Source organism: Coleofasciculus sp. C1-SOL-03 (genome assembly GCF_040220555.1).
GTDB lineage: Bacteria > Cyanobacteriota > Cyanobacteriia > Cyanobacteriales > Coleofasciculaceae > Coleofasciculus.
Genome location: NZ_JAVJUO010000194.1, coordinates 17,458 through 41,513 on the forward strand (window position 1 = coordinate 17,458; position 24,056 = coordinate 41,513).

Here is a 24,056-nt window from a genome sequence, read left to right on the forward strand (position 1 = left end):
TGGCAAAAAAGGGATTTCAGAATTTTTCTCATTATATAGTGTTTTCAGATGATTCGTATACAGCCAAAGCACTGAAAGCCTTACTGAGCAAGGGTTGCTTGTTTAAACCTCAAATGAAAACACTATAATAACCTAAACGGTTCCCCTTAGAAAAGGAACGTCGCTCGGAGCGTACCAATCACTACATCCGGATTTCGCGCGGATTGGTTAGGCGCCGTCAACCAAATTACACCAGGAGTCAGATAAATATGATCGGTCAGCTTATACCGATAGAATCCCTCAATATGCCAAGGAATCGCATTATCTGAAATCAGGTCAGTAGAATCTTCTCCTAAATCAGAACCTAAGAACCAATTTCCCCCAGTCTGGAACGGTGTTGGAACTTCTGCTCTAGTCGCATAAGCAGAAGCACCGATAACCAAACCACCGAGATTTCCTTCCCCTCCTAAGTCGGGAAACGCCAGAGCGATGCCATAGGTAAGAATATCAGCGCTACTGCCTTCATACTCTACATCGACGAAGCTTCCCCCTTGAAAAATGCTGGCGCTGTCCGGGTTACTATTGACGCGACTGTAGGCAAACCAGCCATTGATGGCAAACTGGGGACTCACTTGCCACAACGCACCAACACCATAGGAATCAACCGATACCTCTTGAGCCGGAATAATCGGACTATTGCTCAAGACTGTTCCTTGATCGAACAAAAAGATGGGTGTACTGCTAAATGGTCCCCTCGCAGGATGATAGCTGTGGTTATAGGTCAAACCAAAGGAAAAAGTATCGCTGGGTTTGACCGTTAATTGTGCCAAAGCCGAATACCGACCGCCAAATAAACCCCCAGCGAGAGGATTCGTCGAACGGGCGGAACTGGGTTCATTGGCGTATGTGGCGATATAACCCGCGCTCAGACTAATGGCATCACTCAAGTGGTAAGTGAATCCTAGACCGGCTCCTGACTCAAAATTATAAATGCCACTGCGTTGTCCAAAAACCGACAGAGAACCTGTACCCCCATTGTCGTCATCCCAAGAACTAAACGTGGTGGGAATGTAGTCGTGATGTTCGCCGCCGGCTGCCATAATTACGGTTCTCAGCTTTTCACCCAGGGAAAACTCATAGCTCAAACTCGTCAACCCTACAGTATTATTAGCGGGTAAGGACGCGATATCGTTAAAGGTTTGCTGACCTTCAGGGGAAAATTCCCGTCCCCCAAAGAAACCAAACAGGGGATTCGGACCATATCGAAATCCGCCGTCGCCTCGATCGGGGTGGGGAAAGTTCCCACTGGCAAGTCCTATTTTTAACTCATCCTCACCCGTGAAACTGGTAAGGAAATTGAGGCGAACGCGGTTGGCAAAAACCGTATTTTGTTCAGGACTGTCACGAGTTATGGTTCCCGTTGGGCTAAAGACTGACGGGAACGTCACTTGGGTGCCGTCTCCTGCTAAAACATCGGTAACGGCGATGATGACTTCTCCTTGCAGTTTGGTGGTGGTGGAAAACTGATTCGCTTCCAGAGACGCGGTACGATCTTCCAGATTCTCCACCCGTGCACCCAGGGTGACTAATTCGGTTTCAAACTCTTGTACCAGCCGTTGCCAAGTGTTTACGTCGTCTAAATCTCCTGGGTTTTCCGCGAAGATACGCTCGATTTGCTGCAAGCAAGCATTCAATCCGGCGGCAAATTCATACCGACTCAACGCTCGATTGCCTTGAAATGTGCCATTGGGATAGCCAGCAATACACCCATAGCGCTCAACCAGAGTCCGTAAGGCTTCATACGCCCAGTCTCCGGGGAAAACATCCCGCAGTTGAGACACGGAGTTAACTTGGCTCATGGGATCACGTTCCTCTGGAAAAAGCACCACCGATTCATCGACCTTACTTTTCACGGGATCGGGAAAACCTCTCTCCAAACCTCTCTCCTGCAAGGAGAGAGGCTTTGAATTCTCCCCCTTCCCTGCAAAAAAAAGCGAAGGGATGACTTCTTCCCTTGCCACGGCGGTATCAGCACCACCACACAGCAGGACAACCGCTGAAATACCGACAATCACCTTACCCCGGAACCTGTACATCTGTAGCATTTTCTCCTCCTCACACCTTCGTGGGTGAAAATGAAAATCATTCTGATATATTTGAGTATGATAATCATTATCACTCAAAAAGGAAATACCGGAAAACCACTACACAAGGCAGAACAGGATGAATCGCGCGATCGGGCAAACAGCACCGTGGTATCGGGCGCTGACGTTAATTGAACGAATCCCAGACTCAGGGACAATCAGGGAAGACTCTGACACCTATGGCTTTAATCAGGACTTAGCCGAACGCAAAATGCAGCGCTGGTGTTCCCAAATCCCCTTTACAAATTCGGCTTATTTTGATAGGCGATTGGCAATTGAGGGAATGACCCGAGAGCAGTTTCGCGATCGCCTCGGTGAATCCGTTGAATCTTTGGTCAAGCGTTTTCCCCATCCGCCCCATTGGTTAGAGGAACTCCAGCAGGCGTTTTCTCGCCCAAATTTCACAAATGTTCAGATCGCACCTGTGGCGCAACTCCCCCCTGAGCGAGCAACACCAACTTTCCTCTATGGGATTAAACCCTTACTGAGCCATGCGATCGCTCGTTTAGACGCCGGAATTGGCGAATTAGAGAAACGTTACCCCACTTTACCTTTTGATCGGCAGACTATTAAGGGACTTTTAGTTGCCAATCTCCCTGATCAGTTGATTACAATGATCAGTCAAACTATGGTATTGGAACTGAATGTAGCTCGGTTACAAGGACAATTATCTGGGGAGACACCAACCGAACGATTGCACAATTTTATCCAAGACTTAGACAATCCAGAGCGAGCGATCGCCCTGCTGCAAGAGTATCCCGTTTTAGCCAGACAATTAGTCATTCACCTGGAACAATGGGTGGACGCCAGCTTAGAATTTTTAGACCGTCTCTGTTCAGATTGGCAGGACATTTGCCAGACTTTCACGCCCCAAACCCATCCAGGGATTTTAGTGCAAGTGCAACAAGGCGCAGGGGACACCCATCGCGGTGGGCGATCGGTCATGATCCTAAAATTTAGTTCCGGGTTTCAGGTGGTTTATAAGCCCAAATCCTTAGCTATTGATTGCCATTTTCAACAACTGCTTCAGTGGCTCAATCAACGCGGTCAGCATCCACCCTTTTTCACCTTAAAAATCATCAATCGGGACACCTATGGATGGGTTGAATTCCTGTCTGCCTCCAGTTGTACCACGCCTGAACAAGTTGAGCGATTTTACTGGCGCATGGGCGGTTATTTAGCACTATTCTACGTTTTAGAAGCAACAGATTTTCACCTAGAAAACCTGATTGCTGCTGGCGAACATCCCGTTCCCATCGACTTAGAAACCTTATTCCGTCCCGTGCGAAGCGCCCCCGATTCCCCAGCATCTGTATTGATTGCTAACCGGAAAATGGGTGAGTCTGTAATGGGAGTGGGACTATTACCCCAACGCACTAATATCCAAGAAGGCTCACCAGGAATTGATATCAGTGGAATCGGTGCCATTGGGGGTCAAACTCTGCCCACTCAATCCCCTCAATTAACTGGGATAGGAACCGATGAAATGCGCGTGCGTCGCCAGCCAGGGAGGTTAAATAGAAGTGAAAATAGACCGACGTTGAATGGGGATGTGGTTAATGTTTTAGACTATCAAGAGGCAATAGAAACTGGATTTGCCACGATTTATCGGTTAATTAAAGAACATCGAGAAGACGTCTGTTCTACCTGGATGACAACATTTGCCCAGGACGAAATCCGAGTAGTTTTGCGGGATACTCGACTCTATGGATTATTATTACAAGAGAGTTTTCATCCCGATGTTTTACGGGATGCACTGGATCGCGATCGCCTCTTTGATCGCCTTTGGGTTGATGTCCCGAATCGCCCGTTTCTGGATCAGGTAATTCCCTGGGAGAAAAAAGCGTTATGGCGTGGCGATATTCCCTTATTTTCAACCACTGTCAATTCCTGTGATTTGTGGAGTGATGGTGAACGCATCACGAACTTTTTTGAGCAATCGGGAATCGAACGAGTAGAACGTCGAATTCGACAATTGAGTGAAACCGATTTAGACGAGCAACGTTGGTTTATTCGCACAGCTTTAACGGCGTTAAAACTCGAATCCCCAAACCCTGGGCATTCAAGTTATCATTTAGTGGAACCGGAAACGGTTCCAGATCCTCAACAATTGTGCCAACGCTTGTTACAAATAGCCGGGAACATTGCCTCACGATTGGAATCCCTTGCTCTGCACGATAATCATCAAGCCAGTTGGATTAGCTTAGACTCCGTCAGTCCAGGGTATTGGACGCTTAAACCGCTGAGTTGGGATTTATTTGCCGGAATTTCTGGGATTACTCTATTTCTGGGTTATTTCGGGGCAATGACTCAAACAGAACGCTATGAAACCTTAGCGCGAGATGCCCTATCTACGGTATTGCAACAGGTGGAGTTTGATCAAAATTTAATTCGTTCGATTGGGGGATTTAGTGGTTGGGGTGGATTAATTTATACGGTCACTCATTTAGGCAGTTTATGGCAAAATCAGGAGTTATATGATCGTGCCTTGAAATGGGTTAACCAACTGCCTAAGTTAATCGAACAAGACAAACAATTGGATATTGTTTACGGTTCAGCCGGATGTATTATCGCCTTAATGAATCTTTATCGCTGTATTGGTAATGAAGACATTAAAGCTGTTGCTTTACAATGCGGTGAACATCTTCTGGCTTGTGCCCAACCCATGGAACCAGGCATCGGTTGGGTAACCATTCCCCATAAAAAGCCCCTGGGCGGATTTTCTCACGGTGCGGCGGGAATTGCTTTAGCTTTGTTAGAATTAGCAGCATTTACGGGAGAAGAACGCTACAAAAATGCGGCGGTGGCTGCTTTAGAATATGAGCGGAGTCTCTTTTCGGAACCTGATAAAAATTGGCGAAATAGATTAGAGGAAGACGAAGAAAAATTTGCCGTGGGGTGGAGTCATGGTGCAACGGGAATAGGTTTGGCTCGCTGGAGAATGAGCGCCTATTTAGATGATCCAGAAATTGACTCAGAAATTGATGCCGCTTGGGAAACAACCCTGAATCGAGGCTTTGGTTACAATCATTCGTTATGCAACGGAGATTTAGGAAATCTAGAATTGCTCGGGCGGGGAAATTCTGGAATAGAAGTGGAAAACGAGTCTCAAGAGTTATGGCATAAACGTTATCTCCAGAAAACGGCTGCTGTTTTGGACAGTCTTGAACAGCAGGGGTGTTACTGTGGTGTACCTTGGGGAACAGAAGTTCTCGGTTTAATGAACGGTTTAGCCGGAATTGGTTATGGCTTACTGCGTTTGGTTCACCCCGATCGCGTTCCTTCGGTTTTAGTTCTCGATCCACCTATTTCCCGGCATTCCCACCTCTAAGACAATGGAGTTAATTCCAATGTCACTGACTTTAGAGTTTGTAGTCAGCGCTAGACTCGCTTATGGCACTAAAGTGCATACTACGAAACCAGCTTAAGTCAGCGACATTCGAGTTAATTCGGTTTGAATAAAATTAAAGTTTCGCGACGTGACTGATGAAATACCCCGTTGTACTCCAGCACAATGAAGAAGATTGCGGCGCAGCCTGTTTAGCCGCGATCGCTAAATATTATGGTCGAATTTTCTCGATTAATCGGGTTCGAGAAGTCGCGGGTACTGGACCATTGGGGACTACATTACTTAACCTCAAACAAGGGGCAAAAGCCCTTCGATTCGATCCGAGAGGGGTGAAAGTTCCGATTGAACTCATTGATCAAAAAATAATTCCTTTACCCGGAATTATTCACTGGAACGGTAATCATTGGGTAGTGTTGTACGAACGCAAAGGAAGAAAATACGCGATTGCTGATCCAGCTATTGGAATTCGATATTTATCGAAAAAAGAGTTGCTAACGGGGTGGACTAATGGAGCCATGCTTTTACTCCAACCGCGTCCAGAATTTCCCTCTCAACCGGATGATCGTCATAAAATTGGCAGTTTTCAACGTTTAAGTCAACGCTTCTGGGAAAAACGAGGTCTTTTGGCGGAAGTGTTGCTGATTAACGGGGTTTTTGGTTGTCTATCTCTCACCTCTCCATTTTTACTGCAAATTCTCACCGATGATGTCTTAATTCGCGGTGATGAGCAACTGCTCAATGGTGTGATTATCGCCGTTTTATTGTCGCACTTACTCCGGAGTAGTCTCCGATTTGTCCAGTCTCATTTAGTTGCCCATTTTGCCCAAGGTTTAGAGCTTAATTTAGTCCTGGAGTTTTGCCGTTCAATTCTCGGACTTCCTCTCGCGTATTACGAATCTCATCGCAGTGGTGAGGTGGCGAGTCGTTTGCGTGATATTCAAGCGGTTAATCAACTGATTTCTCAAGTGGGTATTTTACTTCCCAGTCAGTTGTTTATTGCCTTGGCATCTCTGGGATTTATGCTCGTTTATAGCCGAAAACTCTTGCTGGTGACGTTGGTGATTTCAGTAACCATGACGCTTTCAACGTTAGTGTTTCTTCCTCAACTGAAACAGAAAACCCACAGTCTTCTAGCGTTAACTGCCGAAAACCAAGGGATTTTAGTCGAAACGTTCAAGGGAGCGCTGGTTCTGAAAACTAAAAATGCGGGATCTCAGTTTTGGGAAGAATTCCAATCTCGATTTGGACGACAGGCAAATTTGAATTTTAAACGATTGAAAATTGCGATTATTAATACGGTGTTTTCGGGGTTTGTTTTGTTGAGTGGTGAAGGGATTTTGCTGTGGTTTGGCGGTCAGTTGGTTGTTGCCAATCAAATGAGCATCGGACAATTAATTGCGTTTAATGCGCTGAATCGCAATTGTCTAAATTTCATCACCAGTGTCATCGATTTTGTCAACCAATTTGCGTTTACGGAAGCTGCTCTACAGCGGTTAAATGATGTGATTGATGCGACACCGGAGGAGCAAGATAACCTGTTGAAACCCCAGGTTAATTTGGCGAATAATGCTGAAATTATTTGTAATAATTTAACTTTTCATCATCCCGGTCGAGTTGAGCTACTCAACGACTTCTCCCTAACCATTCCGGGGGGGAAAGCGATCGCTTTAATCGGGAAATCGGGTTGTGGAAAGAGTACGTTGGCAAAACTGTTGGCTGGGTTATATTTTCCGGACTCTGGCACAATTCGTATTGGCGATTACAATCTTGATGACTTGTCCTTGGATTGTCTCAGACGGCAAATTGTTTTGATTCCTCAAGAGGCTCATTTTTGGAGTCGTTCAATTATCGAAAATCTTAGTTTGGGCGATTTACCTGTCGGGTTTTCTGAGATTGTTCAAGCTTGCAAAATTGCTCAAGCTGATGAATTTATTAGTAAACTTCCTAATAAATATCAAACTATTTTAGGTGAATTTGGTGCCAATCTTTCCGGAGGACAGCGCCAGCGACTAGCGATCGCGCTGGGTATTGTAACGAATCCTCCGATCCTCATCCTTGATGAATCGACGGCTAGCCTTGATCCGGTGAGTGAAGCTGAAGTCCTTGATCACCTCCTTTGTCATCGTCAAGGTCAAACCACGATTCTGATTAGTCATCGTCCGCGAGTTATTAATCGGGCGGATTGGATTGTACTACTCGACACAGGACGAGTGCAACTCCAAGGGACTCCCTCGGATTTGCTCTCTAAGTCAGGTTCTCACCTAGATTTTTTGACTCCCTGAGAAGGTTGGCTGGACATTCATCCGTTACCTAACTTTTCACGGGAAGTCTACAAACTATTGTAGAGACGCGCCATGGCGCGTCTGGGCGGGTTTAGTTACATCTGGGTGCAACCAAAAAGGTAGTCGTGAAACCCGCCCCTACAAACGTTGCGCCAGATACCGTGAAAAGTCAGATCAGTTACTTCCCCTGTTAACCACGGAATCAGGCTTGATTTTAATATAGTACAAATGCACTTAAATCGCTTAAACAAACTTTGCAATAAAAATGATAATCATTATCAAAACTAAGGTAATATAGTCTCGCGGCAAAAAAGCCGCTTCAAGACTAGATCAATAGGAGGACGAAAATGTCTCACCTTGATATCATCCGTGCGTGGAAAGATGAAGACTACCGTGCCAGTTTGAGTGCCGAACAACTCAGCCTGTTGCCGGAAAACCCGGCGGGGTTGATTGAACTGAGCGATGAAGATATGTCGTCGCTCTCCGGTGGCTGCACCACCTGCACGGGGACAACTATAGACACGATTCACACTTGCTACCCAGGTTGCAAGATTTCGGTTGAATCTGATGTCTTGACCATTGCCTAGGCAACGATGGGTCGTGATCGCCCAGTGTTGAGGGCTTAAAACGCCAGCCAAGGTGACTGAGTTGGATTTGGCTAATTTTCTCAAATTCACCTGTGGTGACGGTTTTAAGCCGTCGTATATTGACCCGGAACCCTTTCTGGGTCTTTTCCTAGTTTACACTCCATGATTTCCGAAAGAATACTCAACCGTGACCAATCGGCAAACCTATCAACAGTTAAGAGTGCAGATTTTCTGCCTCCCATCAGCCCTTGGCTGAGTTGGGGCGGACTATGTTTAGTCGGCACAGTCGGTGCGGCGTTTACTCTAGCAGCTATTTTCACCTACAACGTCACCGTGAACGCCAGGGCGACAATTCGTCCTTCTGGTGAACAACGCCTCGTACAAGTGGCAACGGAAGGAACAGTTAAAACCATTGAAGTGAAGGAAAACCAGCCAGTTGAACAAGGGGACATTATTGCCACGATTGACGACTCCCGCCTCCAGACGCAAAAAAGTCAGCTTCAAAGTAATATTCAACACAACCAGCGTCAACTGACTCAAATCGATGCCCAGATAATGGCGCTTGATCGGCAGATTATTGCTGAAGGCGATCGCACGAAACGCACAGTTGCCTCAGCGCAAGCCGAACTCAGCCGCAGTCAACGGGAGTACCAAGACGAACAAATAACCGCAACAGCCCAAGTCCAAGAAGCCGAAGCCCATTTGAAGCAAGCGCAAGAAGAGTTACAAAGAAGTGAGGCTGAGTTAAACGCCGCCCAAGCTCACTTAAACTCTACGGAAGCCGCGTTAAACGCTGCCAAAGCCAGACGCGATCGCTATCAGCCAATCGCCGAATCTGGCGCTCTTTCTCAGGATCAATTCCAGGAAGCTCAACTTGCTGTGACTCAACAAGAACAAGCCCTAGAAGCCCAAAAAGCCACCATCCTGGCACAAAAACAAGAGATTGAACGACTCTCATCGGGTGTAGATGCTGCCCAAGCTAGACGAAAAGGGGCATTAGCCGCACTCAACCCCAGTGAGGCAATGGTGACAATGGCGAAGGAGAAAATTGCCCAAGAACGCGCCACTGGGAAAGCCAGCCTATCTCGATTACACCAAGAACGAGAGCAGTTAATTCAACGTCGCGGGGAACTCTCGAACCAACTCAGTCGCAACCAGGATGAACTTCAGCAAATTGAAACGGAACTCCAAAACACGATGATCCGCGCCTCAGCCTCTGGTATTATCCAGCAACTGCATCTTCGCAACGTCCAACAAGTTGTCCGTGCCGGAGATGCGATCGCGCAAATTTCCCCCAGTGCAGCGCCTTTGGTGATTAAAGCCTTCGTGTCATCTCAAGATATCAGCCAAGTCGAAATGGGTCAACGGGTGCAAATGCGCGTCTCTGCCTGTCCCTATCCGGACTACGGTACTCTCCCAGGTACAGTGACTGCCATTTCTCCAGACGTGACGACGCCCACCCTAACCCCCCAGGCGATCGCAAGTTCCACTCCAGCCAGTACAACCTCTGCCACTCATGCTGTTTATCAAGTCACGATTCAGCCAGGACTGTTTCAGTTGAGTGAGGGTGAACGCCCTTGTGTGATTCAATCGGGTATGGAAGGCAGAGCCGATATTATTGCCACAGAAGAAACCGTTCTCAACTTGATTCTCACCAAAGCTCGGTTACTCACGAATTTGTAATCCGCCAGCGATCGGCGGTTGATCCGCTACTTACCTTTTTTTACCTCCGACAAAATTTTCATCTGCGATTATAATGATTATCATTATCAAAAATGAGCGTTGCCAAAGTCAAACGTGCGATCAATCCAGCAAAGGAGACTAACCCATGCCAAATTATCGCCATCTAGTAACAACAATCCTGGCTTTAGGAATCGTGTCTTTAGTCGGCTGTGGACAAACTCAAATGAATGAAACAACCGAATCCGCTCAATCTTCTGACTCTAACGTCTCAGAGAACCAGCTTGATGTGGTTGTGAGTATTCCACCGCAAAAATATTTTGTCGAACGGATTGGTGGTGAATATGCCAATGTCACCGTCATGTTACCGCCTAGTGCGAGTCCAGCCACCTATGAACCCAAACCCCAGCAGCTACAAAATTTAGCTGATGCAGAGGCGTATGTCCGCATCCAGGTTCCTTTTGAGAATGCCTGGTGGGAACGCATTCGTTCTGCGAATCCGGAGATGAAAGTTGTGGATTTGACAGAAGGAATTAACCGAATGCCTATGGCAGCGGAACATTCCCATCCCGGAGAAGAACACCATCACCACAGTGACGCCGATGAACACCAGCATGATCAGGAGGCTAGTTCTCAACCCGAAACCGTAGCCAATCCCGATCCCCACATTTGGCTATCACCCCCCCTGGTTAAAGAACAAGCACAAACCATTTATGCAGCCCTTGCCGAACTTGACCCCAGCCGTCAACCGATTTATCAAGAGAACCTAAATGCCTTTATTGCTGACCTAGAGCAACTGGATCAAGACATTAAACAAACCCTTTCTGGGGTTGAGAATCGAACCTTCATGGTCTTCCATCCGGCTTGGGGCTACTTTGCTCGTGCTTACAATTTGGAAATGGTTCCCATTGAAGTCGGTGGCAATGAACCCAGTGCGGCAGAGATGTCCAAGCTGGTTTCTAAAGCCAAGGCAGACAATATTCAAGTCATTTTTGCTCAACCTCAATTTAGCACCAAAGACGCTAAAACAATTGCCAATGAAATTGGTGGAGAGGTGATTTTACTCGATCCACTGGCTGAAGACTGGATGAGCAATATGAGCCAAGTATCTAACACATTTAAAGACGTTCTGGGTGATCCAACCGCCCTGTTAGTTGTCACCCCTCACTGAAGGGGTGACAAGCTCGCGTCAAAGGTAGGCAGGGTGTGGGGTATGGGGTGTGGGGTGTGGGGAAAATATTAGAGAAACACAAAAGCCCATAAGAGGAGAGAGGGTAAGGAGTGAGCGCTCTCGCTTGCGAGCCAAGGCCGTCAACTCGAAGGACTTCAGGGTCAAAATGAATAAACAGGAGATAGAGTTTTTGGTGACTCCCTTTTTAAAGTTCAATTTTTCCCTACACCCTACACCCTACACCCAGTAGTACCCTCAAGTCCCTTGTCACCCCCTCAGCACCCCTCACCTTATGGCTGTGATTAGCAAATAGCTTTTTTCTTCACTATTGCCTATTGCCTATTGCCTATTGCCTAGCGCGTAGCGCTATATTGCACCCTGTCTGACCCATCCCGGCGATAGCAAAAGGGTGTATTTGTTGCCTGATTATAAAGAGAAAACGGGTATCACTGTGGAACACTCAACTACATCTGAAGTCGTGATTACGATCGAAAACCTTTGGGCAGGATACGGTAAAGAACCGATTTTGCACGACATCAATCTTTCGGTCAATAAATTGGACTATATCGGTATCATTGGTTCAAATGGAGGCGGCAAGACCACCCTATTCAAGGTACTATTGGGATTATTGTCACCTCAACAGGGACGGGTAAGAATTCTCGGACGTTCGATTCAGCAAGGTCGTCGTTATATCGGCTATGTTCCACAGGTTATGACATTTGACCGTAGTTTTCCCATTAATGTTTGGGATGTGGTGCGGATGGGACGTTTGGGCAAAGGTCGTTTATTGAGACATTTTAATCGTAAAGATGATCAGAAGGTAGAACAGGCATTACAACAGGTAGACTTGCTAGATTTAAAAGATCGCCCGGTGAGTGAGCTTTCTGGCGGGGAATGCCAACGAGTCTATATTGCTCGGGCGTTAGCAACAGAACCTCAGATTCTACTGCTTGATGAACCCACAACCAGTCTAGACCGTCAATCCTCTACAGCCATCTATGAATTGCTGCGGCAACTGAATGAATATGTGACAATTTTGATGATTTCCCATGATCTTGGCATGGTATCCTCTTACGTTAAAACAATCGGTTATTTGAACCAACGGCTGTATTACCAGGGTGACAGTCAGGTGACGAATGAAATGCTAGAACAGACCGACGGAGAATCAGTAGAACCGGTGATTCACAATCGGTTTGTGCCGCGAATCCGTTAAAATTGACCTAAATCAAAACCTGAATAGCCGAGACACAAGGAAATAATTTTGATTTCGCTTATGCTGGAAGTTATACAGCAAGAATTTATGCAAAATGCCCTATTAGCAGGGTTGTTGATTAGCATTGCCAGTGGCATTATTGGCAGCTTTGTGGTGGTCAATCGGATTGTGTTTATCGCTGGAGGCATTGCTCACGCCGCCTATGGGGGTGTGGGTATGGGATTTTTCTTGGGATTTAATCCAGTGCTAGGGGCAAGTGCCTTCAGTCTGATGGCGGCGTTGATCATGGGCTGGGTGCAGCGTAAAACTCAGTTGCGACAAGATACTGTCATTGGTATGTTATGGGCAATTGGTATGGCAATTGGGGTAATTTTTATTGATTTGACACCGGGCTATACGGCAAATCTCAGGAGTTATTTATTTGGTAGTATTCTCTCGGTTCCTAGACGCGATCTCTGGATTATGCTGGCGCTAAATATAATGATCGTCATTTTGGTCGCGCTGTTTTACAAAGAGTTATTGGCGATCTCCTTTGACGAAACCTTTGCCACGGTGCGGAATGTACCCGTGAATGCGCTTTACCTGATGCTGATGGGAATTATTGCGCTGACGGTGGTGATGCTGATGCAGGTGGTGGGCGTAATTTTACTGATTGCCTTGCTGTCGATGCCCGCCGCGATCGCGAATCTGTATGTCAAGGACTTGAAGAAAATGATGCTACTGGCTAGCTTGCTGTGTATGGTCTTTACCACAGCCGGATTGTGGCTTTCCTACGTCCTCAATTTTACCTCTGGTGCCACGATCGTGCTGTGCGCCGCGATCGCTTATCTTGCCAGTTTGGGTATCAATTTTCTCCGGCGATACCGCCAAAGGGAGACAAGATTGTTTCAGTAGAGTCTTTCCCGTTTAATTTGTTAGGTTTGAGTTTATTTATGTTAGACACCGCCAGCTTACCTCAAAAACTACCTGTAACTGTCATTACAGGCTTCCTGGGCAGCGGTAAAACAACGCTGTTGAACTATATCTTGCAAAATTTAGAAAATTATAAAGTTGCTGTTTTAGTCAACGAATTTGGCGATATCAACATTGACAGTCAGTTCTTGATCACTGTTGAAGAAGACATGATTGAACTGACCAATGGCTGTATATGCTGCACGATCAACGATGTCGTTTAAAGGAGATCGCCCTCTCTCTCTCAAAAAATTTCAACAATTTCTTGACTATCAACTTCCGAATAATGTATTTCGCGCTAAGGGCGTTCTCTGGTTTGCCGAAAGCCCCAAGCGACATCTATTTCAACTGATTGGCAAACGATTCACTATGGATGATAGTGAATGGACAACAGCTCCTAAAAATGAACTGGTGTTGATTGGACGTAAACTTGAGGCTCTTTTGTTGATCCAAATGCTGAACAACTGTCTTACCAAGTAATGGCAATAAAAGTCTACAAACTCTTTGTCAATTAACCATCAATAAGCCGATGTCTTTATCCACGTCAATCCCCTATATATTTCCCACCCGTCTGCATGTTGTGTATCCCCAAAAAGCGTTTAATCGCAAAGATTTGCTATCTCTGAGTTCAGACTATCTGTGGAAAATTGAACAAGGTATCGTGCGATCGCTAACTTGGAATGAAGAGGGTCAACTGGTTACCCTTGGCTTTTGGGGTCCGGGAGATGTAGTGGGACGACGGTTATCTCGGATCAAGCCTTACCAGGTGGTTTGTTTGACTCGAGTACAGGCAAGTCAAATCCCTTTAGAGAGTCAATCGTTACCAGAGGCGTTACTGATTCATGCTTGGAAAAGCGAAGAACTATTGAATATTCTACATCAGCACTCTGCCTATGCCCGCCTGCTGCATCTGTTAGAATGGCTATCCTGTCAATTTGGACAAACAGTTCCTCAGGGTAAATTGCTGAACTTTCACCTGACTCATCAGGATATTGCCGAAACGATTGGGACTACTCGGGTAACCGTAACTCGCCTAATCAATCGGTTGGAACAGGAAGGGAGGATTGTGCGATCGCGTCGAAATCTCATCCTCACCACTGGTGAACATTCTCAGTACAATGGTACTGAAAATTTGCATTTGAAAGCATCAAAACCTTGATCTAGCGTAGGGTGGGCACTGCCCACCTGTCAATGGCTGAAGCAGGTCAAGTAACACTTCCACAAGAGGTTTTGGATAGCTTACAGGTGATGTGTTTTGAGTGTTCGCAACAGCCCTATCCTTTGTAGTGGTCAATTGACATCATGCATGGATGAATTTAATCGAGATCAAGTTCCTCTATGTAGCCTGAATCCAGGCTTTTCGGTTAAAATGAGAATGATTATTATTTTTATTTTGGAGTATGGTCAGTCAATTAACTCAGTCTCTGTCTGAGAACAGTCCTCACCAAGATGACCCAAAAAAACTAGAGCGAATTCGCCACACCTGCGCTCACATCTTGGCAATGGCAGTGCAAACTCTCCTCCCACAGACAAAAGTAACGATTGGACCCACCACAGACACCGGATTTTACTACGACTTTGATCGCCAGCAACCCTTTACCCCAGATGACTTGAGCCGCATTGAAGCCAAAATGCGGCAGATTATCAACGCTAACTTGCCAATTATCCGCGAAGTTGTAGATCGGGAGGAGATTCGTGGGGAAATTGAGCAGTTAGGGGAACCCTACAAGCTGGAAATCCTCGACTTGATTCCCGAAGGAGAAACCATTACCCGCTACTTCATCGGTAACCCCGATTGCGGCAGAGGGTCAACGGATACAATTCAGCCAGAACCTTCTCTATTTGAACAAGTGACGCTACCTCCAGATGAATACTGGTGGGATTTATGTTCTGGTCCTCACGTCAACTTCACTGGAGAAATCAATCCCGATGCTTTTGCCTTAGAAACTGTTGCGGGTGCTTACTGGCGTGGGGATGAAACCAAACCTCAGTTGCAACGTATCTATGGTACAGCTTGGGAAACACCCGAACAACTCTCGGCTTACCTTCAACAAAAAGAAGAAGCCAAGCGACGCGACCATAGAAAAATTGGTCAAGACCTCAAACTCTTTAGTATCCAAGACGATGCTGGCGGTGGCTTAGTTTTTTGGCATCCGCGTGGCGCAGCGATACGTAACATTATCGAAGATTACTGGAAAAAGTCTCACCTAGCAGCAGGTTATCAACTCCTTTACACACCCCATATCGCCAATCTGGAACTGTGGAAAACATCGGGTCATTTGGATTTTTATCGAGAGAATATGTTTGACTCGATGGATATTGAACAACAGGCTTATCAAATTAAGCCGATGAACTGTCCTTTTCACGTTCTGACCTATAAGCACGACCTGCATTCTTACCGCGAGTTTCCCTTACGCTTTGCTGAATTAGGAACAGTTTATCGCTACGAACGCTCAGGCGTTATGCATGGTTTGATGCGTGTCCGAGGATTCACCCAAGATGATGCTCATATTTTCTGCTTACCCAATCAGATTGCCGATGAAATTATTGGGGTATTAAATCTAACCGAGCAAATTTTATCAGATTTTGGCTTTACAGACTATGAAGTGAATTTGTCCACTCGTCCGGCTAAATCTGTTGGCACCGATGAAGTTTGGGAGTTAGCGACAACAGCTTTAAAACAAGCTTTAGCTGCCAAAAGTTGGACTTATATTGAAGATGTGGGGGGTGGCGCGTTCTATGGTCCCAAGATTGACCTTAAGATTCGAGATGCCATTGGTCGTTTGTGGCAATGTTCGACAATTCAGGTCGATTTCAATTTACCCGATCGCTTCAATATGGAATATGTCGCTGCGGATGGAACTCGCCAACAACCGATTATGATTCACCGAGCAATCTTTGGCTCGTTGGAACGCTTTTTCGGGATTTTAATTGAGAATTATGCAGGTGATTTCCCTTTGTGGTTAGCCCCCATTCAGGTGCGTCTGTTACCCGTGAGCGATGATCAACGGGAGTATACAGGATCAGTTGCCACCACTCTTAAAAAAATTGGGTATCGGGTTGAGATTGACCGCAGTGGAGAGCGTTTGGGTAAGCAAATTCGCAATGCAGAGTTAGAAAAAATTCCCGTTGTTGCTGTAGTCGGTAAACGGGAAGTAGAAAATCAAACTCTGAGTGTGCGGACAAGGAAGGGGGGAGAGTTAGGAACACTAACTTTAGCTGAGTTGCAAGCTTGTCTGCAAGGAGTGATCGAAGAGAAATCAACGCTTTAATCTGTCAAGTTGGAGAAAATAATTTAGGTCTGACCGTACAGAAACAGGTAACTTCTTTCTAGTTGATAGCTGTAATGAATTCTTCTAAAATCTTGGATGTAGTTATTGTCGGTGCGGGTGCGGCGGGGGTCGGTTGTGGGGTCGTTCTCAAAGATTTAGGACTCCATGATTTTATCCTATTAGAGCGCCATGAAGTGGGAGCATCTTTTAATCGCTGGCCCGCACAAATGCGATTTATTACCCCGTCGTTTCCCAGTCACGGCTTTGGGTTACTCGACCTGAATGCAGTAGCTCTAAATACCTCCCCAGCTCTATCTTTTCAACGAGAACACCTAACGGGTAAAGAGTATGCCCTCTATTTACAAACGGTTGTCGAGTATTTTCAGCTTCCGGTAAAAACAGGCATTGAGGTTCACAATATTGAACCGCAACCTGGGGAAAAAGGGTTTATCCTCAAAACGTCCCAAGGCGATGTTCAAAGCCGCTTTGTCATTTGGGCGGCGGGAGAATTTCAGTATCCGCGCCTCGATCCCTTTCCCGGTGCCGATTTGTGCATTCAAAATACTCAGGTACGTTCCTGGGACGAGATACAGGGAGAGGAGGTTATTGTGATTGGCGGTTATGAAAGTGGAATGGATGCTGCCACCAATTTAGTTGCCTTGGGAAAACGAGTGGGAGTAATCGATCGCGCAAAAAGTTGGGCATCCAATAACCCCGATCCGAGCATTTCTTTGTCTCCTTACACAGTACAGCGCTTGGAGTTTGTCTATGGGACAGGTCGCCTTGAACTGATTGGGAATACTGACATTGTGGGAGTCAAGCGCGACGCCAACGGTTATGCTGTCGTCGGGGCGCAAGGTAATGAGAGGCTTGAGTATCGCCAGTGGATGAGTCCCACGCCTCCTATTCTGTGTACGGGTTTTAAGGGCAGTCTCAGTACCATAGCCCACTTGTTTCATTGGTCAGACGGACATACTGTGCTGAATGAATGCGATGAATCAACCCGGACTCCAGGGTTATTCGTCGTTGGACCTTCTGTGCGTCACGGGGATGTGATTTTCTGTTTTATCTATAAATTCCGGCAGCGGTTTGCGGTGGTGGCTGATGTGATCGCACAGCGTTTGGGTTTAGATCCCTCTCCTTTGCAGGTTTACCGCGAACAGGGTTTATTTCTTGATGACCTTTCCTGCTGTAGCAATGATTGTGTTTGTTAATAGTTGAGTTCTTTTATAGACAGATAGCGATGAACCGAGTTACAGGACAACTCTCTACCCACACTGCCGTCGTTGCGATCGGTAAAGAAAGCGTGGGAAAATCCCAGTTAATTACCTCTCTCACCCAAAAGCCAGCCTATAGCTCGAATTTTCGGGGTACTACCGTGGCTTGTGAAACCTATCGGGACGGCGATAGCACCTTTGTCGATACGCCTGGGATTTTGCGCCAGTCTGATAGCGTGACGACGGCAACCGTGCTGAACCGTTTGCCAGAAACGGATACCGTGCTGCTTGTGGTACAAGCTACTCATATCGACGAGGATTTAGCGGAGTTACTCCCATTGGTTCAAGGCAAGCGGGGAGTCGTGGCTGTTACCTTTTGGGATAAGGTACGAGCTAAGGCAGAAGCCATAGAAGTACTCGAACGTCTCCGCCAGAGTTCCGGGATTGGTTTCATCCCTGTGGATGCCCGTCATCTGAGTGCGAGCGATCGCGTCCAGATTCTAGAGGCTCTTTCATCTCCCGGAACCTTTACCCAAGAGTCAATTCCAGAGCGCATTGACTGGCGGATCGAGCCATCACCAACCTTATTGGAACATCGTTACTGGGGTCCGATTGGAGCAATTTTGCTGCTTTTATTGCCTGCCATCATCGCCGTTGGGACAGCCAACGCCTTGGCTGGATTCGTTGAGCCCTTAGTACAAGGGTTGGTTAAGCCTTTAGTCGAACAACTCAACCCGTTGCCGTCCCTGTTGCGAGAAATTCTTGTGGGTCGATATGGACTGGTGACGATGGGTCCGTTGCTGTTCGTTTGGGCAATCCCCACGATTGTACTGTATGCTCTGTTTCTTGGTGCTTACAAAGCAAGTGGTTTGATTGATCGGATCACGGTAGCAATGCACCCGTTAATGCTTCCCTTTGGATTAACGGGGCGAGACTTGGTGCGGGTGATTATGGGATTTGGTTGCAATGTCCCCGCCGTAATTAACACTAGGGCTTGTTCGAGTTGTTCGCGAGGGACTTGTATTTCTGCGATCGCATTTGGTTCCGCTTGTTCCTACCAGTTTGGGGCAACCCTCGGCGTATTTGCGGCGGCAAAGCTGCCTTATCTGGTTATTCCCTATTTGCTCTATCTGACGGTGACAACCTTACTTTACACCCGACTAACAGCACCCAAAAAAGCGCGATCGCCGTTAAATAAGTTGCTCGTTGAAGGGCGTAGTTTCCTGGAATTTCCCCGCCCGATTGCAGTCTGGCGCGAAGCCCGCAGCACTTTATCTCAATTCTTTCTCCAGGCAATCCCCATCTTCTTGGGAATTACAATTATTGCGTCGCTACTCGACTGGCTAGGTATTCTCTCTTTATTGTCGGGTGTTCTTCGCCCTGTGATGGGATTGTTTCGCCTTCCGGCTGAAGCAGCTTTACCTGTAGTGCTTGCCTCTATTCGCAAGGATGGCATTTTGCTATTCACCGAACCGGATGTAGTGGGTGCTTTAACCCCCTTGCAGATTCTAACAGCCGTCTATCTGGCAGGTGTAATTCTACCTTGCCTTGTCACCCTCCTAACCATTGTGCGCGAGGTATCTTGGCGCTTTGCCCTGAAGCTTTTGAGCCAGCAAGTTGTGGCAGCCGTTAGCTTTTCGCTGCTTCTGGCTTGGGGCAGCGCCCTATTTGAGCATTTAATGACAACGTTGCTGATATGTGTAATTAACCCACTTCAATGACAACGTTGCTGATATGTGTAATTAACGTCCGTTCATCTTGAGTCACAATTTTGACGTAGCCACTGGCAATACAGTACTCAACCGAAGCAGCTTCAATGGTTTGTGTGGGAGTAATCATCGATACTTTGGCGTTCTCAATGTAATTCGTTGCATAGTGCTGAATTGTTGTCATCGCTTTTACCTCCTGATTGAAAATTGGTTTACTTTTTCAAGTCATTCACTGTCAACCTTTATAGCATTGTCCTGTTAGCGCCATGCTTTGAGAAATGGATAAGTATAGTTCGTTGGGTTACCCGGTTCAGTTTGAAACTCAAAGTTCATAATTTTCCAACGAGGTTCTGTATGTTGGTCTGAGCTAAATTCCACTGGCACTCCATACAATCGTTGCTTCACAAAATAAAACTGCCTAAACCAGTCAGCATGATGTTCTAAGCTGTTGCCAAGCATCTCTTTATACCGTTGAGCAACAATCACCTGGGTTGCTCGATATCCATTTCGATAAAGGTGTTCAAGCGCCTCAGCGATTTCAAAGCGTAGGGTATCGGGATGAATATGCTGACGATACCATTGACCTTCCCATTGATGCCAAAATCGCCCCGACTGAACATGAACTAATTCCCCTGTATTGGGGTTGGCTTCAAAAGCTCCATGCTCAGGGCAAACGTAAGAGTCTGTGAGTAACAAGGCTGGAATTGGTTGATGGCACTGAGGACATCGAATCTCTGTGCCGAATATGGGGTAGTCCGAAAGGATAGGAGTCATACCAAGTGTCATCACAAAAATTGTTCCTTTCCACTAGAGAGTTCAAAAACGATGCCAACGGGTTTGTCCGTTGGGCTGATCAATCAAGGTAATGCCTGCTGCTTGCAGTTGATTACGGATGCGATCGCTCTCGGCATAGCGTTTTTCTTGGCGTGCTTGGTGCCGTTGTTGCAGTAGCGATTCAATCCAATTCACATTAATCTCTGGTACAGGTAAGGTTTCGGCTTGAACCTCTAAACCAAACACCCCAGCAAGCTGTATCAACGTCTGCGATAAAGCACGTAACTGCACATCCTCAAGTTCCTGAAACCCTTGATGGCAACGCTGATTAAACTCTCGTTTTAGGGATTTTGCCAACTCAAACAGCACCGCTAATCCAGCCGCCGTATTAAAGTCATCATCCATTGCCGCTTGAAAACGGGCGATCACCTGTGAGTCCAATTCATCAAGAATCGTAGCTTGTGGCGATAGATTGCATTTAGCCAAGTCTAAATTCAGCGCATCTTTGAGGGTTTGCCAGCCATGAACAGCGGCGGTAATGGCTGATGCCGTAAAATCTAAGGGCTTACGATAATGAGCTTGCAAAACGAATAACCTGATGACCATTGGATCGATCGGCTGCGGATACTCTGACCATTTACCGTCTAACAAATCTCGAATGGTGGTAAAGTTGCCTAAGGATTTAGACATCTTCTCCCCATTCACGGTCACCATGCCATTGTGTAGCCAGTATCGAGCCAAGGGCTTACCTGTTAGCACTTCTGATTGAGCGATTTCATTTTCATGGTGGGGAAACACCAAATCGCCCCCACCGCCATGAATATCAATCGTCTCACCCAATCGGGCACGAATCATTGCCGAGCATTCAATATGCCACCCAGGTCGTCCTTTACCCCAAAGAGAATCCCAAGCAGGCTCCCCTGGTTTGGCAGCTTTCCACAGTGCAAAATCAAAAGGGTCTTGTTTTTTGCCCTCTGGTTCGCCTGGGTCAATGCGTCCACCTGCCCCAGCTTGCATCTGCCCTCTTTTTCGTCCAGAGAGTTTGCCATACTCGGAAAACTGCTGCACGTTGTAGTAAACATCACCATCCACGGTGTAAGCATAGCCTTTCGTTTCCAGTGCTTGGATGAGATGAACAATCGCTGGGATATGTTGGGTGACACGGGGATACTCATCCGCATCCATGACGTTCAACCGCCGAATATCCTCAAAGTAGGCATTGATGTAGCGATCGGCAATTTCTGGCATCGAGCTGCCTTCAACTCTAGCCCGATTCAAAATTTTGTCATCAATATCGGTAAAGTTCTGCACATACCGTACTTGATAACCCCGCCATTGTAAATAACGCCGCATTACATCCCAGCCGATATAAGACCGGGCATGACCCAAATGGCAATAGTCGTACACTGTTACCCCACAGCAATACATGGTAACTTTACCGGGTTCAATCGTTTTGAACGGCTCTTTGTGGCGAGTCAATGTGTTGTATAGAGTGAGGCTCATCGCAAATTTTGGCTTGTCAAGGTTTGGATCAAGTATTCCAGTAGCATTTAGAATGATAATCACTCTCATTCTAGCATGACTATGTACAACATCCCTGCCCCACCAACCCCTTGGTCACAGCAACTCGCTGAACCAACCCTAGATTCCACCGTCTATATCCACCCCCTGACCAACGTGATTGGAGATGTGCGGATTGGAGAGCAGGTTCACATTGCTCCCGGTGTCTCGATTCGAGCCGACGAAGGAATGCCGTTTTATATTGGTGCGAATGTAAACATTCAAGATGGAGTGGTGATTCATGGATTGGAACAGGGACGAGTCATCGGGGATGATGGACAGCTTTACTCCGTGTGGATTAGCGATAACGCTTCGATTACGCACATGGCTTTAATTCACGGTCCTGCTTACGTGGGAAACGGTTGCTTTATTGGCTTTCGATCAACTGTGTTTAACGCTCGTATTGGGGATGGTTGTATCGTTATGTCCCATGCACTAATCGAGAATGTAGAAATTCCGGCGGGCAAATATATCGCATCTGGCTCAATCATTACCAACCCCCAACAAGCTGATCATTTACCCAATGTGCAAGACGCAGATTCAGAGTTTGCCCGTCATGTAGTGAGCATTAATCAAAAACTCCGTCAGGGATATTTGTGTGCTGAGGACAATACCTGCATTGCTGCAATTCGCGATGAATCGAACGGGTACTCAGACTTTGTGCCAAGTCATAAGTCTGGCAATGGTTCCCAGCAATCCCCATTTCCAAATTCTGATAGCGCTAGCGTAGTGATTCCAAAGGAGCTAGCGGTAGCGAATCTGGGAGCGTCAGCATTAGTATGGGTTCGCGAGTTACTGAACCAGGGGCACCACATTGGGATCGAGCAGGCTGATGCAAGGCGATTCCGGGCTAATTCTTGGTCTGACTGTGGGTGGATTAAAACCACCAACGAGGCAGAAGCGATCGCAGCACTAGAAGATTGCCTGCATGAACATCACAGCAAGTATGTGCGTTTATTTAGTATTAATCCTAAAACACGGCAGCGTGGTAGTGAGTTAATGGTTCAGTATCCACAGGTGAAGTGATATAAGCAGTGATGGGGTGGAGAGGTCAAGGACTTGACACTTCACCCTTTTACCTCTTGAACGCGATTGAAAAAACAACTTCTGGCTCCCGTATGGCAGGCAACATTGCCCACCTGATCAATTTTCAATAGAAGCGTATCGGCATCACAGTCATAATAAAACGCTTTGACTTTTTGAATGTGTCCAGAAGTCGCACCTTTATGCCACAGTTCTGCACGCGAACGGCTCCAGTAATGGGCTTCTCCTGTTTCTAGGGTTCGCTGAATGGATTCGCGGTTCATCCACGCCATCATCAAAACGGTGTTGTCTAAATAATCCTGGGCGATCGCTGGAATCAAGCCCTGTTCGTTGAACTTGAGGTGTTCTATCCATAAAAAAGTTTGATTCATAGTTGATATCGCCAAACTCATTGACTCAACGTATTCGCGGGAGTCCTCACCCTCAGCAGATCCTTCGCAGGCTCAGGAGGGTGAGGAGGGATAGCGGGATGCCGGAAGAATGGAGGCATCCAAGTCTTTTGTTAGGCTACGCATAAGCCGTTATTTCTCCTGATTAGCTCAACTTTACTAGGAGCAAATTGTCCAACACGTTTCCAGGTATAGTCGCAAACAGAAACCTTCTGAGTCTTTTTGGTATCAGTGAATCCGCCGACGTAGCCAATGTAAACTTTCCCGGCTTTTTCTGCTCTAACCCAATCACCAATCCTCACCCCAAAGGGGGTAATCGTCCCACCTTTACGCTTTCTTGTCCCCGACTTATCTGGGACTTCAAAGTGTAATTGGCGGCGGAAGAATCCATACTCTTTTCCCCGTTTCACTGCGCCAGGACGGGTGATGATTTTAAACGGGGAAGGGGTAACGTTAACGCTACCTTTATGGGTGTAACCATGGGAATTAGAGCCAGTAAACGGGACATACTTGATGAAATACCCACAAGCCAGCGTCACCCCATCAACCGCGTGAGTTTCCGGTTTGGCTCTTGCCTTGTTAACCTTATCCTTCTCCAACCCCAGTTGGGTTCGGAGTTGGGATGTACCGTTCCCATCCTTTTGCCAACCGTGCCGAATATAGACAGGGGCAATTTTTTCCATCTGAGATATTGCCCAATTGTTTGGGTCGGCGGGAGATATTGCTACCTCCCGT

At 46.7% G+C, this 24,056-nt stretch carries 18 protein-coding genes and 1 pseudogene; 13 read left to right on the forward strand and 6 right to left on the reverse strand.

Annotation, left to right across the window (positions count from 1 at the left end):
* Positions 1-146 precede the first annotated feature (146 nt).
* The gene (locus RIE73_RS29510) at positions 147-2,084 is read right to left on the reverse strand and encodes an iron uptake porin (RefSeq protein WP_446404561.1); all 1,938 of its coding nucleotides are present in this window, start codon (positions 2,082-2,084) and stop codon (positions 147-149) included.
* A 118-nt stretch (positions 2,085-2,202) separates the two neighbouring features.
* Here RIE73_RS29510 and RIE73_RS29515 point away from each other — a divergent pair, with 118 nt between their 5' ends.
* From RIE73_RS29515 to RIE73_RS29570, 12 genes and pseudogenes are all read left to right on the forward strand, one after another.
* The gene (locus RIE73_RS29515) at positions 2,203-5,454 is read left to right on the forward strand and encodes a type 2 lanthipeptide synthetase LanM family protein (protein WP_446404562.1); all 3,252 of its coding nucleotides are present in this window, start codon (positions 2,203-2,205) and stop codon (positions 5,452-5,454) included.
* 155 nt (positions 5,455-5,609) lie between these two features.
* Complete coding sequence (locus RIE73_RS29520; RefSeq protein WP_446404563.1) at positions 5,610-7,754, forward strand: peptidase domain-containing ABC transporter; 2,145 nt, start codon at positions 5,610-5,612, stop codon at positions 7,752-7,754.
* Positions 7,755-8,101: 347 nt separating this feature from the next.
* Positions 8,102-8,341 carry a mersacidin/lichenicidin family type 2 lantibiotic gene (locus RIE73_RS29525; protein WP_446404564.1) on the forward strand — a complete coding sequence of 80 codons (240 nt, stop codon included), beginning with the start codon at positions 8,102-8,104 and terminating at the stop codon, positions 8,339-8,341.
* 162 nt (positions 8,342-8,503) lie between these two features.
* Positions 8,504-10,024 carry an HlyD family efflux transporter periplasmic adaptor subunit gene (locus RIE73_RS29530; RefSeq protein WP_446404565.1) on the forward strand — a complete coding sequence of 507 codons (1,521 nt, stop codon included), beginning with the start codon at positions 8,504-8,506 and terminating at the stop codon, positions 10,022-10,024.
* A 145-nt stretch (positions 10,025-10,169) separates the two neighbouring features.
* The gene (locus RIE73_RS29535) at positions 10,170-11,192 is read left to right on the forward strand and encodes a metal ABC transporter solute-binding protein, Zn/Mn family (RefSeq protein ID WP_446404566.1); all 1,023 of its coding nucleotides are present in this window, start codon (positions 10,170-10,172) and stop codon (positions 11,190-11,192) included.
* Between the two features lie 451 nt (positions 11,193-11,643).
* Positions 11,644-12,405 carry a metal ABC transporter ATP-binding protein gene (locus tag RIE73_RS29540; RefSeq protein WP_446404567.1) on the forward strand — a complete coding sequence of 254 codons (762 nt, stop codon included), beginning with the start codon at positions 11,644-11,646 and terminating at the stop codon, positions 12,403-12,405.
* 60 nt (positions 12,406-12,465) lie between these two features.
* On the forward strand, positions 12,466-13,299 hold the full coding sequence (locus tag RIE73_RS29545) for a metal ABC transporter permease (RefSeq protein WP_446404568.1): 834 nt from the start codon (positions 12,466-12,468) through the stop codon (positions 13,297-13,299).
* Positions 13,300-13,337: 38 nt separating this feature from the next.
* Positions 13,338-13,836 (forward strand): annotated as a pseudogene (locus RIE73_RS29550) (CobW family GTP-binding protein).
* Between the two features lie 49 nt (positions 13,837-13,885).
* Positions 13,886-14,515, forward strand: coding sequence for a Crp/Fnr family transcriptional regulator (locus RIE73_RS29555; protein ID WP_446404569.1), 630 nt, complete (start codon positions 13,886-13,888; stop codon positions 14,513-14,515).
* Between the two features lie 241 nt (positions 14,516-14,756).
* On the forward strand, positions 14,757-16,628 hold the full coding sequence (gene thrS, locus RIE73_RS29560) for a threonine--tRNA ligase (protein ID WP_446404570.1): 1,872 nt from the start codon (positions 14,757-14,759) through the stop codon (positions 16,626-16,628).
* A 74-nt stretch (positions 16,629-16,702) separates the two neighbouring features.
* The gene (locus RIE73_RS29565) at positions 16,703-17,842 is read left to right on the forward strand and encodes an NAD(P)/FAD-dependent oxidoreductase (RefSeq protein ID WP_446404571.1); all 1,140 of its coding nucleotides are present in this window, start codon (positions 16,703-16,705) and stop codon (positions 17,840-17,842) included.
* Between the two features lie 29 nt (positions 17,843-17,871).
* On the forward strand, positions 17,872-19,566 hold the full coding sequence (locus RIE73_RS29570; protein ID WP_446404572.1) for a nucleoside recognition domain-containing protein: 1,695 nt from the start codon (positions 17,872-17,874) through the stop codon (positions 19,564-19,566).
* On the opposite strand, the gene RIE73_RS29575 is transcribed toward RIE73_RS29570, so the two are convergent.
* The 3 genes from RIE73_RS29575 to cysS form a co-directional block, all read right to left on the reverse strand.
* Entirely contained in the window at positions 19,550-19,738 is a 189-nt protein-coding gene (locus tag RIE73_RS29575) for a hypothetical protein (RefSeq protein WP_446404573.1), read from the reverse strand. The two genes, RIE73_RS29570 and RIE73_RS29575, sit on opposite strands and share 17 nt — an antisense overlap.
* A 74-nt stretch (positions 19,739-19,812) precedes the next feature.
* A complete protein-coding gene (locus RIE73_RS29580; RefSeq protein WP_446404574.1) occupies positions 19,813-20,328 on the reverse strand; it encodes a TIGR02652 family protein in 516 nt (171 codons plus the stop codon).
* 42 nt (positions 20,329-20,370) lie between these two features.
* Positions 20,371-21,831, reverse strand: coding sequence for a cysteine--tRNA ligase (gene cysS, locus RIE73_RS29585; protein ID WP_446404575.1), 1,461 nt, complete (start codon positions 21,829-21,831; stop codon positions 20,371-20,373).
* Positions 21,832-21,912: 81 nt separating this feature from the next.
* On the opposite strand from cysS, the gene RIE73_RS29590 reads away from it, so the two are divergent.
* A complete protein-coding gene (locus tag RIE73_RS29590) occupies positions 21,913-22,914 on the forward strand; it encodes a ribulose bisphosphate carboxylase small subunit (protein ID WP_446404576.1) in 1,002 nt (333 codons plus the stop codon).
* Positions 22,915-22,955: 41 nt separating this feature from the next.
* Here the strand turns inward: RIE73_RS29590 and hisI are convergent, their stop codons facing one another.
* Both hisI and RIE73_RS29600 read right to left on the reverse strand, forming a co-directional pair.
* Positions 22,956-23,303, reverse strand: coding sequence for a phosphoribosyl-AMP cyclohydrolase (gene hisI / locus RIE73_RS29595; RefSeq protein ID WP_446404577.1), 348 nt, complete (start codon positions 23,301-23,303; stop codon positions 22,956-22,958).
* A gap of 131 nt (positions 23,304-23,434) precedes the next feature.
* Complete coding sequence (locus RIE73_RS29600; RefSeq protein ID WP_446404578.1) at positions 23,435-24,004, reverse strand: hypothetical protein; 570 nt, start codon at positions 24,002-24,004, stop codon at positions 23,435-23,437.
* Positions 24,005-24,056: the final 52 nt, after the last annotated feature.

Excerpts from the sequence above, each read along its gene's own strand:
- RIE73_RS29510 (WP_446404561.1), bottom strand. The coding sequence starts at position 2,084 with ATGCTACAGATGTACAGGTTCCGGGGTAAGGTGATTGTCGGTATTTCA.
- RIE73_RS29515 (WP_446404562.1), top strand. The coding sequence starts at position 2,203 with ATGAATCGCGCGATCGGGCAAACAGCACCGTGGTATCGGGCGCTGACG.
- RIE73_RS29520 (WP_446404563.1), top strand. The coding sequence starts at position 5,610 with ATGAAATACCCCGTTGTACTCCAGCACAATGAAGAAGATTGCGGCGCA.
- RIE73_RS29525 (WP_446404564.1), top strand. The coding sequence starts at position 8,102 with ATGTCTCACCTTGATATCATCCGTGCGTGGAAAGATGAAGACTACCGT.
- RIE73_RS29530 (WP_446404565.1), top strand. The coding sequence starts at position 8,504 with ATGATTTCCGAAAGAATACTCAACCGTGACCAATCGGCAAACCTATCA.
- RIE73_RS29535 (WP_446404566.1), top strand. The coding sequence starts at position 10,170 with ATGCCAAATTATCGCCATCTAGTAACAACAATCCTGGCTTTAGGAATC.
- RIE73_RS29545 (WP_446404568.1), top strand. The coding sequence starts at position 12,466 with ATGCTGGAAGTTATACAGCAAGAATTTATGCAAAATGCCCTATTAGCA.
- RIE73_RS29555 (WP_446404569.1), top strand. The coding sequence starts at position 13,886 with ATGTCTTTATCCACGTCAATCCCCTATATATTTCCCACCCGTCTGCAT.
- thrS (WP_446404570.1), top strand. The coding sequence starts at position 14,757 with ATGGTCAGTCAATTAACTCAGTCTCTGTCTGAGAACAGTCCTCACCAA.
- RIE73_RS29565 (WP_446404571.1), top strand. The coding sequence starts at position 16,703 with ATGAATTCTTCTAAAATCTTGGATGTAGTTATTGTCGGTGCGGGTGCG.
- RIE73_RS29570 (WP_446404572.1), top strand. The coding sequence starts at position 17,872 with ATGAACCGAGTTACAGGACAACTCTCTACCCACACTGCCGTCGTTGCG.
- RIE73_RS29575 (WP_446404573.1), bottom strand. The coding sequence starts at position 19,738 with ATGACAACAATTCAGCACTATGCAACGAATTACATTGAGAACGCCAAA.
- RIE73_RS29580 (WP_446404574.1), bottom strand. The coding sequence starts at position 20,328 with ATGACTCCTATCCTTTCGGACTACCCCATATTCGGCACAGAGATTCGA.
- cysS (WP_446404575.1), bottom strand. The coding sequence starts at position 21,831 with ATGAGCCTCACTCTATACAACACATTGACTCGCCACAAAGAGCCGTTC.
- RIE73_RS29590 (WP_446404576.1), top strand. The coding sequence starts at position 21,913 with ATGTACAACATCCCTGCCCCACCAACCCCTTGGTCACAGCAACTCGCT.
- hisI (WP_446404577.1), bottom strand. The coding sequence starts at position 23,303 with ATGAATCAAACTTTTTTATGGATAGAACACCTCAAGTTCAACGAACAG.
- RIE73_RS29600 (WP_446404578.1), bottom strand. The coding sequence starts at position 24,004 with ATGGAAAAAATTGCCCCTGTCTATATTCGGCACGGTTGGCAAAAGGAT.